12 protein-coding genes are annotated in these 15,184 nt (G+C 70.1%); 1 reads left to right on the top strand and 11 read right to left on the bottom strand.

Annotated features, from left to right (window positions below):
* Positions 1-5: 5 nt before the first annotated feature.
* From ftsZ to rsmH, 11 genes are all read right to left on the bottom strand, one after another.
* Complete coding sequence (gene ftsZ / locus CP983_RS31955; RefSeq protein ID WP_107907048.1) at positions 6-1,205, bottom strand: cell division protein FtsZ; 1,200 nt, start codon at positions 1,203-1,205, stop codon at positions 6-8.
* A gap of 287 nt (positions 1,206-1,492) precedes the next feature.
* On the bottom strand, positions 1,493-2,290 hold the full coding sequence (locus CP983_RS31950; RefSeq protein ID WP_150503436.1) for a cell division protein FtsQ/DivIB: 798 nt from the start codon (positions 2,288-2,290) through the stop codon (positions 1,493-1,495).
* Positions 2,291-2,313: 23 nt separating this feature from the next.
* Positions 2,314-3,408 carry an undecaprenyldiphospho-muramoylpentapeptide beta-N-acetylglucosaminyltransferase gene (gene murG / locus CP983_RS31945; protein WP_107907046.1) on the bottom strand — a complete coding sequence of 365 codons (1,095 nt, stop codon included), beginning with the start codon at positions 3,406-3,408 and terminating at the stop codon, positions 2,314-2,316.
* Positions 3,409-3,414: 6 nt separating this feature from the next.
* Entirely contained in the window at positions 3,415-4,776 is a 1,362-nt protein-coding gene (gene ftsW, locus CP983_RS31940) for a putative lipid II flippase FtsW (RefSeq protein ID WP_093745697.1), read from the bottom strand.
* A 103-nt stretch (positions 4,777-4,879) separates the two neighbouring features.
* Positions 4,880-6,304 carry a UDP-N-acetylmuramoyl-L-alanine--D-glutamate ligase gene (murD, locus tag CP983_RS31935; protein ID WP_150503434.1) on the bottom strand — a complete coding sequence of 475 codons (1,425 nt, stop codon included), beginning with the start codon at positions 6,302-6,304 and terminating at the stop codon, positions 4,880-4,882.
* On the bottom strand, positions 6,286-7,359 hold the full coding sequence (mraY, locus tag CP983_RS31930; RefSeq protein WP_030956450.1) for a phospho-N-acetylmuramoyl-pentapeptide-transferase: 1,074 nt from the start codon (positions 7,357-7,359) through the stop codon (positions 6,286-6,288). Before mraY ends, murD begins: the two co-directional genes overlap by 19 nt.
* On the bottom strand, positions 7,356-8,777 hold the full coding sequence (locus tag CP983_RS31925; protein WP_150503432.1) for a UDP-N-acetylmuramoyl-tripeptide--D-alanyl-D-alanine ligase: 1,422 nt from the start codon (positions 8,775-8,777) through the stop codon (positions 7,356-7,358). The genes mraY and CP983_RS31925 overlap by 4 nt, the downstream gene beginning before the upstream one ends.
* A gap of 4 nt (positions 8,778-8,781) precedes the next feature.
* Positions 8,782-10,311 carry a UDP-N-acetylmuramoyl-L-alanyl-D-glutamate--2,6-diaminopimelate ligase gene (locus CP983_RS31920; RefSeq protein ID WP_107907043.1) on the bottom strand — a complete coding sequence of 510 codons (1,530 nt, stop codon included), beginning with the start codon at positions 10,309-10,311 and terminating at the stop codon, positions 8,782-8,784.
* A gap of 172 nt (positions 10,312-10,483) precedes the next feature.
* On the bottom strand, positions 10,484-12,445 hold the full coding sequence (locus CP983_RS31915; protein WP_373309871.1) for a peptidoglycan D,D-transpeptidase FtsI family protein: 1,962 nt from the start codon (positions 12,443-12,445) through the stop codon (positions 10,484-10,486).
* 5 nt (positions 12,446-12,450) lie between these two features.
* Positions 12,451-13,047, bottom strand: coding sequence for a cell division protein FtsL (gene ftsL / locus CP983_RS31910; RefSeq protein ID WP_150503428.1), 597 nt, complete (start codon positions 13,045-13,047; stop codon positions 12,451-12,453).
* Between the two features lie 78 nt (positions 13,048-13,125).
* Positions 13,126-14,082 carry a 16S rRNA (cytosine(1402)-N(4))-methyltransferase RsmH gene (gene rsmH / locus CP983_RS31905; RefSeq protein WP_093745701.1) on the bottom strand — a complete coding sequence of 319 codons (957 nt, stop codon included), beginning with the start codon at positions 14,080-14,082 and terminating at the stop codon, positions 13,126-13,128.
* A gap of 430 nt (positions 14,083-14,512) precedes the next feature.
* Between rsmH and CP983_RS31900 the strand changes: the two genes are divergently transcribed.
* Entirely contained in the window at positions 14,513-15,061 is a 549-nt protein-coding gene (locus CP983_RS31900; RefSeq protein ID WP_125529055.1) for a beta-class carbonic anhydrase, read from the top strand.
* The last annotated feature ends 123 nt before the right edge of the window (positions 15,062-15,184 follow it).

The following is a 15,184-nucleotide window of genomic DNA, read 5'->3' as shown; positions in this document are numbered from 1 at the left end:
AAGGATCACTTAAGGAAGTCCGGGACGTCCAGCTCCTCCGCCGCACTGTCGGCGTAGGTCCGGGACGGCGGGACCGGCGGGGCGACCGGGATGTCGGCCACCGGCTCCGGCGTGGGCTCCGGCTCCTCCTTCGGCGTGACACTGCCGAGCGAGCCGAAGGACGGGCGGCTCTCGGGCTGCCGCGCCGGAGCGGGCTGCTCCTCGCGGCGGGGCGAGGAGGAGGTCGAGCCGAGGACGTTGTCCCGGCGGGCCGGCGGCTGGCCGCCGTCGAAGCCGGCGGCGATCACGGTCACCCGGACCTCGTCGCCGAGGGCGTCGTCGATGACCGCGCCGAAGATGATGTTGGCCTCGGGGTGGGCGGCCTCGCTGACCAGCTGGGCCGCTTCGTTGATCTCGAACAGGCCGAGGTCGGAGCCACCGGAGATGGAGAGCAGCACGCCCCGGGCGCCGTCGATGGACGCCTCGAGGAGCGGCGAGGAGATCGCCATCTCGGCCGCGGCCACCGCGCGGTCGTCGCCACGGGCCGATCCGATGCCCATGAGGGCCGAACCGGCCTCGGACATGACCGACTTGACGTCGGCGAAGTCGAGGTTGATCAGGCCGGGCGTGGTGATGAGGTCGGTGATGCCCTGGACACCGGAGAGCAGGACCTGGTCGGCCGACTTGAAGGCGTCGAGCACCGAGACCTGGCGGTCCGAGATGGACAGCAGCCGGTCGTTCGGGATGACGATGAGGGTGTCGACCTCTTCGCGGAGTTCGGCGATGCCGTCCTCGGCCTGGTTGGCGCGGCGCCGTCCCTCGAAGGTGAACGGGCGGGTGACCACACCGATGGTGAGGGCACCCAGGGAGCGGGCGATGTTGGCCACGACGGGCGCGCCGCCGGTGCCGGTGCCGCCGCCTTCACCGGCCGTCACGAAGACCATGTCGGCCCCCTTGAGGACCTCCTCGATCTCCTCGCGGTGGTCCTCGGCGGCCTTGCGGCCGACGGCCGGGTTGGCTCCGGCGCCGAGTCCGCGGGTGAGTTCCCGGCCGACGTCGAGCTTGACGTCGGCGTCGCTCATCAACAGCGCCTGTGCGTCAGTGTTGATGGCGATGAACTCGACGCCCTTGAGACCGACCTCGATCATCCGGTTGATGGCATTGACACCACCGCCGCCGACACCGATGACTTTGATGACTGCGAGGTAGTTCTGCGGTGCTGCCACGTCGAAGGCCTCTCGCCTCGAGTTACGGGTCGTCGGTTCACAAGAAGCGCTGCGCTTCCGGAGCCGGCGACTGATGCCGAATGGGACGGTCCGTAGCGCCGACCCGAACCCTAACCCTGAAGTTTAGGGTTACCAGTGTGTCTGTTCCTTGAAGTCTTCTGAACAGGACACTAAGTCGACAAGTGGCGCACGTTCAACGAACACGCCGAACCTCCCGTTTTTCTTTTCACCCTATGTGATCAGCCATGTCGCTGCCCAACCAGGGTGCTGGCCTGCGCAGATGTGCGTCAACTCGCCGATGACGCGGGGGCGGTGGGAACGCTCACGTCGAAGTACCGCGCACGCGGCGAGGCTTTCATGAGAGCGGTGAGTGTGCGAGCCTTGGCGGCTCCCTTCTCGCCACTCCCCCATACGACGGTCCGGCCGTCGCGCAACTCCAGCGAGATGTCGTCGTAGGAACGGACCTTGACGACCAGGGTGTCGTGCAGGACGGCGGCCGGAATGGCGTCGGCAACCCGCACCGCCTCGCGCACCAGACGAGCCTCTCCGAAGCGGCGCAGGCTCGCGGCGGCGGAGCTCGACCGGGACACCGTCAATTCCAGTGCGGGAACGCCTTTAGGCGGCGTGGAAACCGTGGCGAAACGGACACCTTCATCGTCCACTTCGATGAACTTTCCGCCTTTTTGCACCATGAGAACCGGAGTACGCTCCATCACTTTCAGGCTGATTCCATGGGGCCAGGAGCGGACTACGTCAACCTCGTCAATTCGGGGCAATTTCCGGCGCAGGCGCGCCTCAATCGCATCGGTTTCGACGGAAATCAGCGGTGCCCCGACGGGGGCGTCGGCCGCCTCCAGGACCTGCTCGGGCGTCAGAACCCGGGTTCCCGCGACCGATACGCGCTCGACGCGCAGCCACTTGGAGCCGTAGAGCAGCCACACGGAGCCCGCGCCCAGGAGCACCAGGACGACGGTAAGGATGATGATCGTACGAAGACGCGACAGCCTCAACCGCCGCCGGGCGAGGGGCGGGTCGGACGACTCCTGCTTGCGTTCACCGCGCTCGGCGGTCGTCGGTCCGGCCACGCTCCCTGCCCTCCGTCACACGGTTACTGGCGGCGGTGCGAGGCGATCGCCTCGTACACCATGCCGACGAGCAGGTCGTCGGCGTCCCGGCGGCCGAATTCGCTTGCGGCGCGGGACATCTCGTACAGCCGGTGCGGGTCGGCGAGTACGGGCAGGACGGTCTGCTGCACCCATTCGGGCGTGAGTTCCGCGTCGTCGACCAGCAGTCCGCCGCCGGCCTTGACCACCGGCTGGGCGTTCAGCCGCTGTTCGCCGTTGCCGATGGGCAGCGGGACGTAGGCGGCCGGGAGTCCGACGGCGGAGAGTTCGGCGACGGTCATCGCGCCCGCGCGGCAGAGCATCATGTCGGCCGCGGCGTACGCGAGGTCCATCCGGTCCAAGTAACTTACCGGGATGTAGGGGGGCATCCCCGGCATCTGATGCACCTGCGGCAGTTCGTTCTTCGGACCGACCGCGTGCAGGATCTGGATCCCGGCCTGCTGGAGCCAGGGCGCGACCTGCTGGACGACCTCGTTCAGCCGCCGCGCGCCCTGCGAGCCGCCGGAGACCAGCAGCGTCGGCAGGTTCGGGTCGAGCCCGAACATCGCACGGGCCTCGGGGCGGCGGGCGGCCCGGTCCAGGGTGGCGATGGTGTGGCGCAGCGGGATGCCGATGTAGCGGGAGTTGCGCAGCTTGCTGTCCGGCGTGGCGACGGCGACCTGGGCGGCGTAGCGCGAGCCGATCTTGTTGGCCAGGCCCGGGCGGGCGTTGGCCTCGTGGATGATGATCGGCACACCCAGGCGCTTGGCGGCGAGGTAGCCGGGCAGGGCGACATAGCCGCCGAAGCCGACCACGGCGTCCGCCTTGGTGCGCTCCAGGATCTGCTCGGTCGCCTTGATCGTCCCCCGCAGCCGGCCCGGGACGGTGATCAGCTCGGGAGTGGGCTTGCGCGGCAGCGGTACCGCCGGGATCAGCGCGAGTTCATAGCCGCGCTGCGGCACCAGCTTGGTCTCCAGGCCGCGCTCCGTGCCCAGGGCCGTGATCCCCACGGTCGGGTCCTGCCTGCGCAGGGCGTCCGCGAGGGCGAGCGCGGGCTCGATGTGGCCGGCGGTCCCCCCACCGGCGAGTACGACATGCACCGAAATTCACCGCTCTCCGGACGAACGCGCCGCCGAGGCACGCCGTCGCATCGTGTTCCATCTCCGAGGCCCCCTATCACGCACGGCGCCTCCCGCACGCTTTCTACCAAAGCGGGGTTGCCGCACGGAAAGCGCTGCCCGCGCAGCGGGCTCGTCGCGTGCGAAGGCGATGAGCAGCCCGATGGCGAACATGGTCGGCAACAGGGCGGACCCTCCGTACGAGAACAGCGGCAGGGGGACGCCGGCGATCGGCAGCAGGCCGAGCACCGCACCGATGTTGATCACGGCTTGCGCGGTGATCCAGGTGGTCACGCCTCCCGCGGCGTACCTCACGAAGGGGTCCTCCGTGCGTCCGGCCACGCGGATACCCGCATAGCCTAGAGCCGCGAAGAGGGCGAGCACCGACAGCGTCCCCGCCAGGCCCAGTTCCTCACCTGTGACGGCGAAGATGAAGTCGGTGTGGGCTTCGGGTAGTTGGCCCCATTTCTCCACACTCGCACCGAGCCCGGAGCCGAAGATTCCGCCGGATGCGAGCGCGTAGATGCCGTGCACCGCCTGCCAGCAGTCGACGGCGCCGCTGCGCGGTTCGGTGGCGCCCAGGCACTGGAGGCGGGCCATCCGGTTGGCGCTGGTCTTGATCAGGAGCAGCCCGATCAGTCCGGCGACCGAAAGGACGCCCACGAACAGCCTGGTCGGGGCCCCCGCCAGCCACAGCAGGCCGAACAGGATCGCCGACAGGATGATCGCCGTACCCATGTCGCCGCCGAGCATGATCAGCCCGAGCAGCATGAAGGCGACCGGCACGAGCGGCACCAGCATGTGCTTCCACTGGTTCAGCAGCTTCTTGTCCTGCTTGCGGGCGATCAGGTCGGCGCCCCACAGCACGAGCGCGAGCTTGCCGAACTCACTGGGCTGGATCTGGAAGGAGCCGCCGAGGGCGATCCAGTTCTGGTTGCCGTTGACCGCGACTCCTATCCCCGGCACCTGCACCAGCGCCATCATGAAGACGGCGCCCGCGAGGATCGGGTAGGCCAGCGCCCGGTGCAGTTTCACCGGCATCCGGGAGGCCGCGAAGAGCAGCCCGGCGCCGATCACCGCTGCCAGCAGCTGCTTGCGGAAGAAGTACGACCCGGGCAGCGACATCTGGAGCGCGGTGATCTGGGAGGCCGAGTAGACCATCACCAGACCGAGCACCGTGATCAGCAGGCTGCCGCCGAGGATCAGGTAGTAGGCGGTCAGCGGCCGGTCCCACGCCCGCTGCAGACGTGTGTAGAGCCGCCGTACCGGGTTGTCGCGCGGCGGCCCCGTCGTCGCGGGCCGCCGAACGGCCCGCTGCACGGGCGGCCGGCCCGTACGGCTACCGGGCATCGGCGCTCACCGCTTCGCCGTGGGCGTACGAACTGTCCGGCCACATCCGAGTCACGCGTCCCTCCAAGGGTCCCGAAGCACCCGCTGTGGCCGAGACCCGCCGTCAGGCGCCCGCGCCGAGTTCGCGAACCGCTTCCGCGAACGCGTCACCGCGCTGGTTGTAGTTGGCGAACATGTCCATCGAGGCACACGCGGGGGCGAGGAGCACCGTGTCACCGGGCCGGGCGAGCCGCTGCGCCTCCTGGACTGCCGCGAGCATCGCCCCAGTGTCGGTCCGGTCGAGGTCGACGACGGGTACTTCCGGCGCGTGTCGCGCGAGGGCTTCCCGGATCAGGGCACGATCGGCGCCCATGAGGACGGCCGCCCGCAGGTTCCCGGCCGACTTGGCGACCAGTTCCTCGAAGACGGCGCCCTTGGCGAGGCCGCCCGCGATCCACACGATGGACTCGTACGCCGCCAACGAGGCTTCCGCCGCGTGCGTGTTGGTCGCCTTGGAGTCGTCGACGTAGGAGACCCCGGCGACGTCCGCCACGTGAGCGATGCGGTGGGCGTCCGGGGTGAAGGCCCGCAGACCGTCCCGTACGGCCTTGGGAGGCACCCCGAAGGCCCGGGCGAGGGCCGCCGCCGCAAGGGCGTTGGCGATGTTGTGCGGGGCCGGCGGGTTGACATCGGAGACCTCGGCGAGCTCCTGGGCGCTCTTCTGCCGGTTCTCGACGAAGGCGCGGTCGACGAGGATGCCGTCGACGACGCCGAGTTGGGAGGGGGCCGGGGCGCCGAGGGTGAAGCCGATGGCCCGGCAGCCCTCCTCGACGTCCGCCTCGCGCACCAGGTCCTCGGTCGCCTTGTCGGCGACGTTGTAGACGCAGGCGACGCGGTTGCCCTCGTAGATACGGCCCTTGTCGGCGGCGTACGCCTCCATGGAGCCGTGCCAGTCGAGGTGGTCGGGCGCGAGGTTCAGCACGGCAGCCGAGTGTGCCCGCAGCGAGGGCGCCCAGTGGAGCTGGTAACTGGACAACTCCACGGCGAGGACGTCGTACTGCTCCTCGCCGAGCACCGCGTCCAGCAACGAGACGCCGATGTTGCCCACGGCGGCGGTGCGCAGGCCCGCCGCCTTCAGGATCTCGGCGAGCATCTGGACGGTCGTGGTCTTGCCGTTGGTGCCGGTGACGGCGAGCCAGGGCGCGGCGTCCGGGCCGCGCAGCCGCCAGGCGAGCTCGACGTCGCCCCAGATGTCGACGCCCGCTTCCCGGGCCGCCGTGAACAGCGGCTTGTCCGGCTTCCAGCCGGGCGCGGTGACGACGAGTTCGGTGCCTTCGGGCAGGGTCGCCCCGTCACCGAGGCGCACGGCGATGCCCAGCGCCTCGAGTTCGGCCGCCTGGGCACGCGCGCGTGCGTCGTCGCCGTCGTTGACGACGGTGACCTTCGCGCCGAGGCCGTGCAGCACCTTGGCCGCCGGGATCCCGGAGACGCCGAGCCCGGCGACGGTGACGTTCTTCCCCTGCCAGTCGGTCACTTGTCCGCTGCCCATCCCGCATAGAAGAGGCCCAGTCCGACGATCACACAGATGCCCTGAATGATCCAGAAGCGGACCACTACGAGCACTTCTGACCAGCCTTTGAGCTCGAAGTGGTGCTGGAGTGGCGCCATTCGGAAGACACGCTTGCCGGTAAGGCGGAAGGAGCCGACCTGGATGACCACCGACATGGTGATCAGCACGAACAGGCCGCCGAGGATGGCGAGCAGCAGCTCGGTGCGCGAGCAGATGGCGAGACCGGCGAGCGCGCCGCCGAGGGCCAGCGAACCGGTGTCGCCCATGAAGATCTTGGCCGGCGAGGTGTTCCACCACAGGAAGCCGAGGCAGGCACCCATCAGTGCCGAGGAGACGACGGCGAGGTCGAGTGGATCTCGCACTTCGTAACAGGCGCCCGGGTTGGTCAGGGTCTGCGCGTTGGCGCAGGACTCCTGGAACTGCCATACGCCGATGAAGGTGTAGGCGCCGAAGACCAGCACGGAGGCGCCGGTGGCGAGGCCGTCCAGACCGTCCGTCAGATTCACGCCGTTCGACATGGCGAGGATCATGAACAGCGCCCAGACCACGAACAGCACCGGGCCGATGGACCAGCCGAAGTCCTGCACGAAAGAGAGCTTGGTGGAGGCCGGGGTGTTGCCGCGGTTGTCCGCGAACTGGAGCGAGAGCACCGCGAAGGCGATACCGCCGAGCAGCTGGCCGGCCATCTTGGCCTTGGCCCGCAGACCCAGCGAACGACGCTTGACGATCTTGATGTAGTCGTCCAGGAAGCCGACCAGGCCCATGCCGCCCATCAGGCCGAGCACCAGCAGGCCCGAGTAGGTCACCGGCTTTCCGGTGATCACCTTCGACAGGAAGTACGCCACGATCGTGGCGAGGATGAAGGCGATACCACCCATGGTCGGCGTACCGCGCTTGCTGGCGTGCTCGCGCGGGCCGTCGTCGCGGATGTACTGGCCGTAGCCCTTGCGGGCGAGGAGCTTGATCAGCAGCGGGGTGCCGATCAGTGTCAGGAAGAGCCCGATGACACCCGCGAACAGGATCTGATTCATCATCGGGCGTCGACCTCACCCTGGGCGCCGCCCGCGAGCAGCGCTTCGGCGATGCTCTCAAGACCCACCGAACGGGACGCCTTCACGAGCACGACGTCCCCTGGGCGCAACTCGCTGCGCAACAGGTCGACCGCCGCCTGTGCGTCGGACACGTGCACCGACTCCTCACCCCACGAACCCTCGTTATATGCGCCCAGTTGCAGCCAGGACGCTTCCCTGCCCCCGACCGCGACGAGCTTGCTGACGTTGAGCCGGACGGCGAGCCGTCCGACCGCGTCGTGCTCGGCGAGCGCCTCGTCCCCGAGCTCGGCCATCTTGCCGAGCACCGCCCACGTACGACCCCCCTTTGCCCGTGAGGCGCCGCCCATGGCAGCCAGCGCCCTGAGGGCGGCCCGCATGGACTCGGGGTTCGCGTTGTAGGCGTCGTTGACGATGGTCACGCCGTCCGGGCGCTCGGTGACCTCCATACGCCAGCGGGAGAGGGAGCCCGCCTCGGAGAGCGCGGTGGCGATCTCTTCCGCGGACATGCCCAGCTCATGGGCGACGGCGGCCGCGGCGAGCGCGTTCGACACGTGGTGCTCACCGTACAGGCGCATGGTCACATCGCTGCACCCGGAGGGTGTGTGAAGCATGAAGGAAGGCTGTCCGCTGTCCGTGAGTCGCACGTTCTCGGCGCGTACGTCCGCTTCGCCGGACTCTCCGAAAAGAAGCACCTTCGCCTTCGTACGGGACGCCATGGCCCGTACGAGGGGATCGTCGGCGTTGAGGATCGCGGCGCCGTCCTCCGGCAGGCTCTCCACGAGTTCGCCCTTGGCCTGTGCGATCTGCTCGCGGCCGCCGAACTCACCGATGTGGGCGGTCCCGACGTTGAGGACGAGGCCGATCCTCGGCGGTGTCAGACCGGCGAGGTAGCGGATGTGGCCGATGCCCCGCGCGCCCATCTCCAGCACGAGGAACTTCGTCTCCTTGGTGGCGCTGAGGGCGGTCAGCGGCAGCCCGATCTCGTTGTTGAGCGAGCCCGGCGTGAACACGGTGGGCGCCTTGCTCTGGAGCACCTGGGCGATCAGGTCCTTGGTGCTGGTCTTGCCGGCCGAGCCGGTCAGCGCCACGAGGGTCGCGCCGAGCCGCCGGACGACATGGCGGGCGAGGGCGCCGAGCGCCTTCTGCACGTCCGCCACGACGATCGCGGGCACACCCACCGGCCGCGAGCCGAGGACGGCGACCGCGCCGGCCGCGACGACGGCCTCCGCGTAGTCGTGCCCGTCCACGCGCTCGCCGACGAAGGCGACGAAGAGGCTGCCGGGCTCCACTTCACGGGAGTCCCGGACGACGGATCCGGTGACATGGACCGACGGATCCGGTATGTCGTGCGTCTGCCCGCCGACGACTTCTGCGATCTCGGCGAGAGAGAGGGCGATCACAAGTTCATCCCTGGGTCTTCTGGATAGCTTCGCGAAGCACCTGGCGGTCGTCGAAGGGACGGACCACTCCGGCGATGTCCTGGCCCTGCTCATGGCCCTTGCCCGCGACCAGCACCGTGTCGCCGGGCTGGGCGCGCGCGACGGCCGCGGCGATCGCGGCTGCCCGGTCCTCGAAGACCTGGACCTCGCCACGCTCGTGTACCGGCACGGACGCCGCGCCCTGCAGCATGGTTGCAAGGATCGCGAGGGGGTCCTCAGAGCGGGGGTTGTCGGAGGTCAGTACGGCGGTGTCGGCGAGCCTGGCCGCGGCCGCGCCCATCGGCTCCCGCTTGGTTTTGTCACGGTCCCCGCCGCAGCCGAGCACGACGTGCACCCGGCCCTCGGTGACCTTGCGCAGCGCCTTGAGGACCGACTCGACGGCGTCGGTCTTGTGGGCGTAGTCCACGACCGCGAGATACGGCTGTCCGGCGTCCACCCGCTCCAGGCGGCCCGGCACACCCGGTACGGCGGCCACGCCGTCGGCCGCGGTCTGCGCGTCGAGGCCGGCGGCGGCCAGGGCGACGATGGCGGCGAGGGTGTTCGCCACGTTGAAGGGGCCCGGCAGCGGCGAAGTGGCGGCGATGCGCTCGCCCTTGGGGCCGATCACGGTGAACGTGGCGTCCATCGGGCCGACCTGGACGTCCTCGGCGCGCCAGTCGGCGTCGGGGTGGCCCTCGGCGGAGAAGGTGACGACCGGGACGGTGGCCTCCTCGGCCAGCCGGCGGCCGTACTCGTCGTCGAGGTTGACCACGCCGAGCCTGCTGCGCTTCGGGGTGAACAGCTGCGCCTTCGCCCCGAAGTAGTCCTCCATGTCGGAGTGGAACTCCATGTGCTCCGGGCTGAGGTTGGTGAACACCGCGATGTCGAAGACGCAGCCGTCGACCCGGCCGAGGACCAGGGCATGGCTGGAGACCTCCATGGCGACCGCGTCGACGCCGCGCTCGCGCATGACGGCGAACAGCGCCTGGAGGTCGGTGGCTTCGGGGGTGGTCCGCTCGGACTTGATGCGCTCGTCGCCGATGCGCATCTCGACCGTGCCGATGAGGCCGGTCGACCTGAGCGTCTTCAGGCCGCCCTCGACGAGATAGGCGGTGGTGGTCTTGCCGGAGGTGCCGGTGATGCCGATCTGGAGCAGATCGCGGCCGGGGTGGCCGTAGATCGTGGCCGCCAGTTCACCCATCCGCCCGCGCGGATCCTCGACGACAAGGACCGGCAGCCCCGTCTCCGCGGCGCGTTCGGCGCCGGTCGGGTCGGTCAGCACGGCGACCGCGCCGAGGCCCGCGGCCTGCGCGACGAAGTCGGCGCCGTGCATACGGGCACCCGGGAGGGCGGCGTACAGATCGCCGGGGCGGACGGCTCGCGAGTCATGGGTGATGCCCGTGACCTCGGCGGAGCCGTCCTGCTGTTCCGGCGCGGGAACACCCAGCTGGTCGGCAAGTTCCGCGAGGGGTGTGGCGGAGACCTGCGCCGGCCTGGGCGGTCCCGGATATGTCACAGGATGCCCCTTCTGGGTGGTTTGGGACTGATCAGCGTGTGGCACGGCGGTGAGCGTACCGGGCGTACCGGCGTCAGGGCGAAGTGAGGGGCGGGGCGTGCCCTGGTTCCCGGAGTCGGGGGTGATCGTTGTCACGAGGTGGTTCCTGGCTGCTCGGTGCTGATCAGGGTGGTCAGGGTTTGTAGGAGACCGGGAGCTTGGCGGACTTGGCCCCGGTCGGCGGGACCTGGAGGGTCTTCAGCGCGAACTCCATCACCTGCTTGTAGATGGGGCCGCAGATCTGGCCGCCGAAGTAGTTGCCCTGGGTGGCGTTCTGGATGGCGCAGTAGACCGTGACCCGGGGGTTGTCGGCGGGCGCGAAGCCGGCGAAGGAGGACGTGTAGCCGTGGTACTTCCCGGTGGCCGGATCCACGCGGTTCGCCGTACCGGTCTTGCCCGCGACCCGGTAGCCGGGGATGCGCGCCTTGGTACCGGTGCCCTCCCGATCGTCCACGACGGACTCCAGCATCTGGGCGAGGGTCCTCGCCGTCTTCGCGCTCACGACCCGCGTCTTCTTGGGCTTCGCCGCCTCGGTGAACTGCCCGTCGGGTCCCTCGGTGCCGCGTACCAGCGTCGGTTCGACGCGTACGCCGCCGTTGGCGATGGTCGAGTAGATCGACGCCGCCTGCATCGCGTTCAGGGACAGACCTTGGCCGAAAGGAATCGTGTACTGCTGCGAGGTCGACCACTTGTCGGGGGCGGCCAGGATGCCGGGGGTCTCGCCGGGGAAGCCGAGTCCGGTGTAGCTGCCGAGGCCGAACCTGCGCAGGTAGTCGTAGAGGACCTTGTTGGACTGCCGCTGGGTCTTGCCGAGCTGGCCGGTGGCGAGGATGGTGCCGATGTTGCTGGACTTGGCGAGCACGCCGTTGAGCGTGAGGTACCAGGTCTCGTGGTCGATGTCGTCCTTGAAGAGCCGGTCGCCGCGGTGCAGCCGGTTGGGCACGATGACATGCGTGCCGGGCGTGGCCACGTTCTCCTCCAGTACGGCGGCCATCGACATGACCTTCGCGGTGGAGCCGGGCTCGTAGGCGTCCTGGAGGGCGGCGTTGCCCATGTTCGCGCTGGAGGCCTCGGAGAGGTCGTTCGGGTCGAAGCCGGGCGAGTTGGCCATGGCGAGGATCTCGCCGGTGCGGGTGTCCTGGACGATCACATAGCCGCGGTCCGCCCTGGACTCCTCCACCTGCTTGGTGATCGCGTTCTGCGCCGCCCACTGGATGTCGCGGTCGATGGTGAGCTCGACGTCGCTGCCGGGCACGGCGGGCGTCTCGGTGGCGTTCACGGTGGGGACCTGCCGGCCGCCGGACTGGGCGTAGCGGATCTCGCCGTCCTTGCCGGACAGCGCCTTGTTCAGCTGCTGCTCGACACCGCCGCCGCCCTTGCCGTCGGCGTTGACCCAGCCCAGTATCCCGGCGGCGAGGTCGCCGTTCGGGTACACCCGCTTGCTGCTGGCGACGGAGAGGACGCCCGCGAGGACGTTGACCGCGCTCTTGTCGGTCTCGGCCTTGGTGGCCAGCGCGGTCTTGAGGTCCTTGATCTGCTTCCAGACCTGGGGGGTCTGGCGGCTGGCCAGCAGCGTGTAGCGCAGGTTCCGGTTCGCCGGCCGGAGCTTGTTGGCGATCTTCTCCTGGTCCTGGCCGAGGATCGGGGCGAGCAGGGCTGCCGCCTGCTCGGGACCGTCGTCGATCTTCAACTGGTCACGGGAGAACAGCGTGGGGTCGGCCGTGATGTCGTACGCGTCCACGCTGGTCGCCAGCGCCACGCCGTTGCGGTCGGTGATGCCGCCGCGCTCGGCGGCCAGGGTGTAGCCGACGTAGCGGTTCTTCTCGGCCTTGGCGGCATAGGTGCTCGCGTCGACGCCCTGCACCTGCAGCAGTCGTACGACGAAGGCGAGCAGGACGAGCGTCAGGGCCAGGCTGACCATGCGCAGCCGGGGGCGGGGGCTGCCGAGCCGGATGGCGGCGGACGCCCCGGGACGTGGGCGTGCCGGGCGGCGGGCCGGGCGGGCGCCGGGACCCGGGCGTCGCTGGGCGCCGCCGGGGCGGGCGGGCTTGGCGGGTCCGGGCACGCGGCGGCGCGGCGGTTCCCTGTCGGACACTTCCGTCACCTGCCGGGGGTCGGGTACGTGGAGGACTGGGCGGACGGGGCGGACTGCTGGAGGGGGGCCGTGTAGTCGGGCACGGTCTGCGGGGTGGCCTGGCCGGGGCCCGGCGCGGATGGTGTCGTCGCGGAGGTCGTCGAGGTGGTGTCCGGGCCGGACGTCGAGGGCGTCGCGGGCGAGCCGGGGATGGCCTCGGGGGCGAGGAAGAGGGCGTCGCGGGCGGCGGTCTGCCCGGCGGGCGCGGCGCTGGGGACGCCCTTGACGGTGCCGTCCGGGGCGAGGAAGGCGGGGTCGCCGCCGGGGACCATGCCGAGTTCACGGGCCCGGCGCTGGAGCGCGTCGGGGGCGGAGTAGGCGTCGATGTCCCGCTGGAGGGACTGCTCCTCGTCGGTGAGGGCCTTGGTCTCCTTCTGGAGGTCGTCCTTCTGGAAGGCGCCCTCGCTGAGGGCGGAGTTCAGCACGAGGAGGCCGATGAGGCCGCCGCCGAGGAGAAGGACGACCAGGAGGACGAACGGGGCACGGGCGGCCTGCCCCGCGCCCGGGGGCAGGAGCCGTGCGAGCCGGGCGGCCCGCCCCCTCAGTTCGGGTTTCCTACTCACTCGCCCTCCCCCGGGTCCGGTTCTCCGACCGACGCGTTCGCGTCGTGGACCCGGACTCCCGCCCCTGCCTCACGGCCTTCATTCGATGGACTCCCTGATGCGCTCGGCCCCGCGCAGCCGCGCCGGTGCCGCGCGCCGGTTCTCGGCGATCTCTTCCTCGGTGGGAAGTTCGGCACCGCGCGTCAGCAGCTTGAGCCGGGGCTGGTACTGCTCGGGGACGACGGGCAGCCCGGGCGGGGCGGTGTTGGCGGCGCCGGCCGCGAACACCTGCTTGACCAGGCGGTCCTCCAGCGAGTGGTACGACAGCACCGCGATCCGCCCGCCGACGGCGAGGGCCGCCACGGCGCCCGGGATCGCCCGCTCCAGGACGGAGAGCTCGCCGTTGACCTCGATGCGCAGCGCCTGGAAGGTCCGCTTGGCCGGGTTGCCGCCGGTGCGCTTGGCGGCCTGCGGCAGCGCGTCCCGGATCAGCTCCACGAGCCGGGCGCTGTTGCTGAACGGCTCCTTGGCGCGCTCGCGCACGACGGCGGCCACGATCCGCTTGGCCTGCTTCTCCTCGCCGTAGGCGCGCAGGATCCGGACGAGCTCGCCGGGCGGGTAGGTGTTGAGGACCTCCGCGGCGCTGATGCCGGTCGTCTGGTCCATGCGCATGTCGAGGGGCGCGTCCTGGGCGTAGGCGAAGCCGCGGTCGGCCTCGTCCAGCTGCATGGAGGAGACGCCGAGGTCGAACAGGACGCCCTGCACGCGCGCGATGCCGAGCCTGGCCAGGACGTCCGGGAGCTCGTCGTAGACGGCGTGCACGAGGGTGGCGCGCTCGCCGTACGGGGCGAGCCGCTCGCCGGACAGGCGCAGCGCCTCCTTGTCGCGGTCGAGGGCGACGAGCCGGGCCTCGGGGAACTGCGTCAGAAGGGCCTCGCTGTGGCCGCCGAGCCCGAGCGTGCAGTCGACGACGACCGCTCCCGGCCGCTGCAGGGCGGGGGCCAACAGGTCCAGGCACCGCTGGAGCATCACCGGGACGTGTCGACTGGAACTCAAGGGGCCCTCTCAGATCCGGCGGGACGGTACGCACCGCCGGGTCCCCACCCTCCCCCGACAGACTGGGGGACCCCCAGCGAACGGGCGCCGGAAGCGTCAGCCGACCGGGAGCGGGAGGAGGCCGAGCCGTACGTACGCGCCGCGCACGCGGGGAGATCTCCGGAAGAATCGCCGGTGTCTCCGGGAAAAACAGTCCAGCAGGGAGTCACGCCTCCCGCTCCGCGTCACTTTAGTCCACCGTGTGGCACGGTCAATCAACCGGCCTGCGCGTCGCCGCTTCGGGTTCGGCAGAAGTCGTACGGCCGGGAAAAAGGCTCGTATGGGGGCACTCACACCACCCTTGTGGGTTAGCTCACAACAAGCCTCGATGACGTTCTTTGTCCCCTCTCACAACAGGACCGCTCTGGACGTGACCAGTAACGTCATGGGTATGACGACTTCTGCATCGGTTCCCACCGGCCCCGACAGTGCGATAGACCGCCGCGGCACGGTCACCGACCGTCTCGTCGACGCGAACGAGCGCTACGCCGACGCCTTCACCGACCCGGGCATGGACGCCCGCCCCGTCCTGCACGTCGCCGTCGTGGCCTGCATGGACGCCCGTCTCGACCTGCACGCCGCACTGGGTCTGGAGCTCGGCGACTGTCACACCATCCGCAACGCGGGCGGCGTGGTCACGGACGACGTGATCCGCTCGCTCACCATCAGCCAGCGCAAGCTCGGCACCCGCAGCATCGTCCTGATCCACCACACCGGGTGCGGTCTGGAGAGCATCACCGAGGACTTCCGCAACGAGCTGGAGCTCGAGGTGGGCCAGCGTCCGGCCTGGGCGGTGGAGGCGTTCCGTGACGTCGACCAGGACGTCCGGCAGTCGATGCAGCGCGTGCGCACCTCGCCGTTCCTGCTGCACACCGACGAGGTGCGGGGCTTTGTCTTCGACGTGAAGACGGGGCTGCTGCGCGAGATCGACCCCGCGTAACCGCCGGAGCGCGCTCCGTGCGACGGTCGGCCCGGATGCCGTGCGGTGGACTCCGTGTGACCGTTGCGCGGGAGTCGCGTGACCATGCGTGGCACCTGTCGTTTCGCTGTCAATTTGCGCTCG

This window comes from Streptomyces chartreusis (assembly GCF_008704715.1).
Classification (GTDB): Bacteria; Actinomycetota; Actinomycetes; order Streptomycetales; family Streptomycetaceae; genus Streptomyces; species Streptomyces chartreusis.
The sequence above is the reverse complement of the archived record's forward strand: the minus strand, read 5'-3'. Positions and strand labels throughout refer to the sequence as shown.

Excerpts from the sequence above, each read along its gene's own strand:
- ftsW (WP_093745697.1), bottom strand. The coding sequence starts at position 4,776 with ATGCCCGGTAGCCGTACGGGCCGGCCGCCCGTGCAGCGGGCCGTTCGG.
- CP983_RS31900 (WP_125529055.1), top strand. The coding sequence starts at position 14,513 with ATGACGACTTCTGCATCGGTTCCCACCGGCCCCGACAGTGCGATAGAC.
- murD (WP_150503434.1), bottom strand. The coding sequence starts at position 6,304 with ATGGGCAGCGGACAAGTGACCGACTGGCAGGGGAAGAACGTCACCGTC.
- mraY (WP_030956450.1), bottom strand. The coding sequence starts at position 7,359 with ATGATGAATCAGATCCTGTTCGCGGGTGTCATCGGGCTCTTCCTGACA.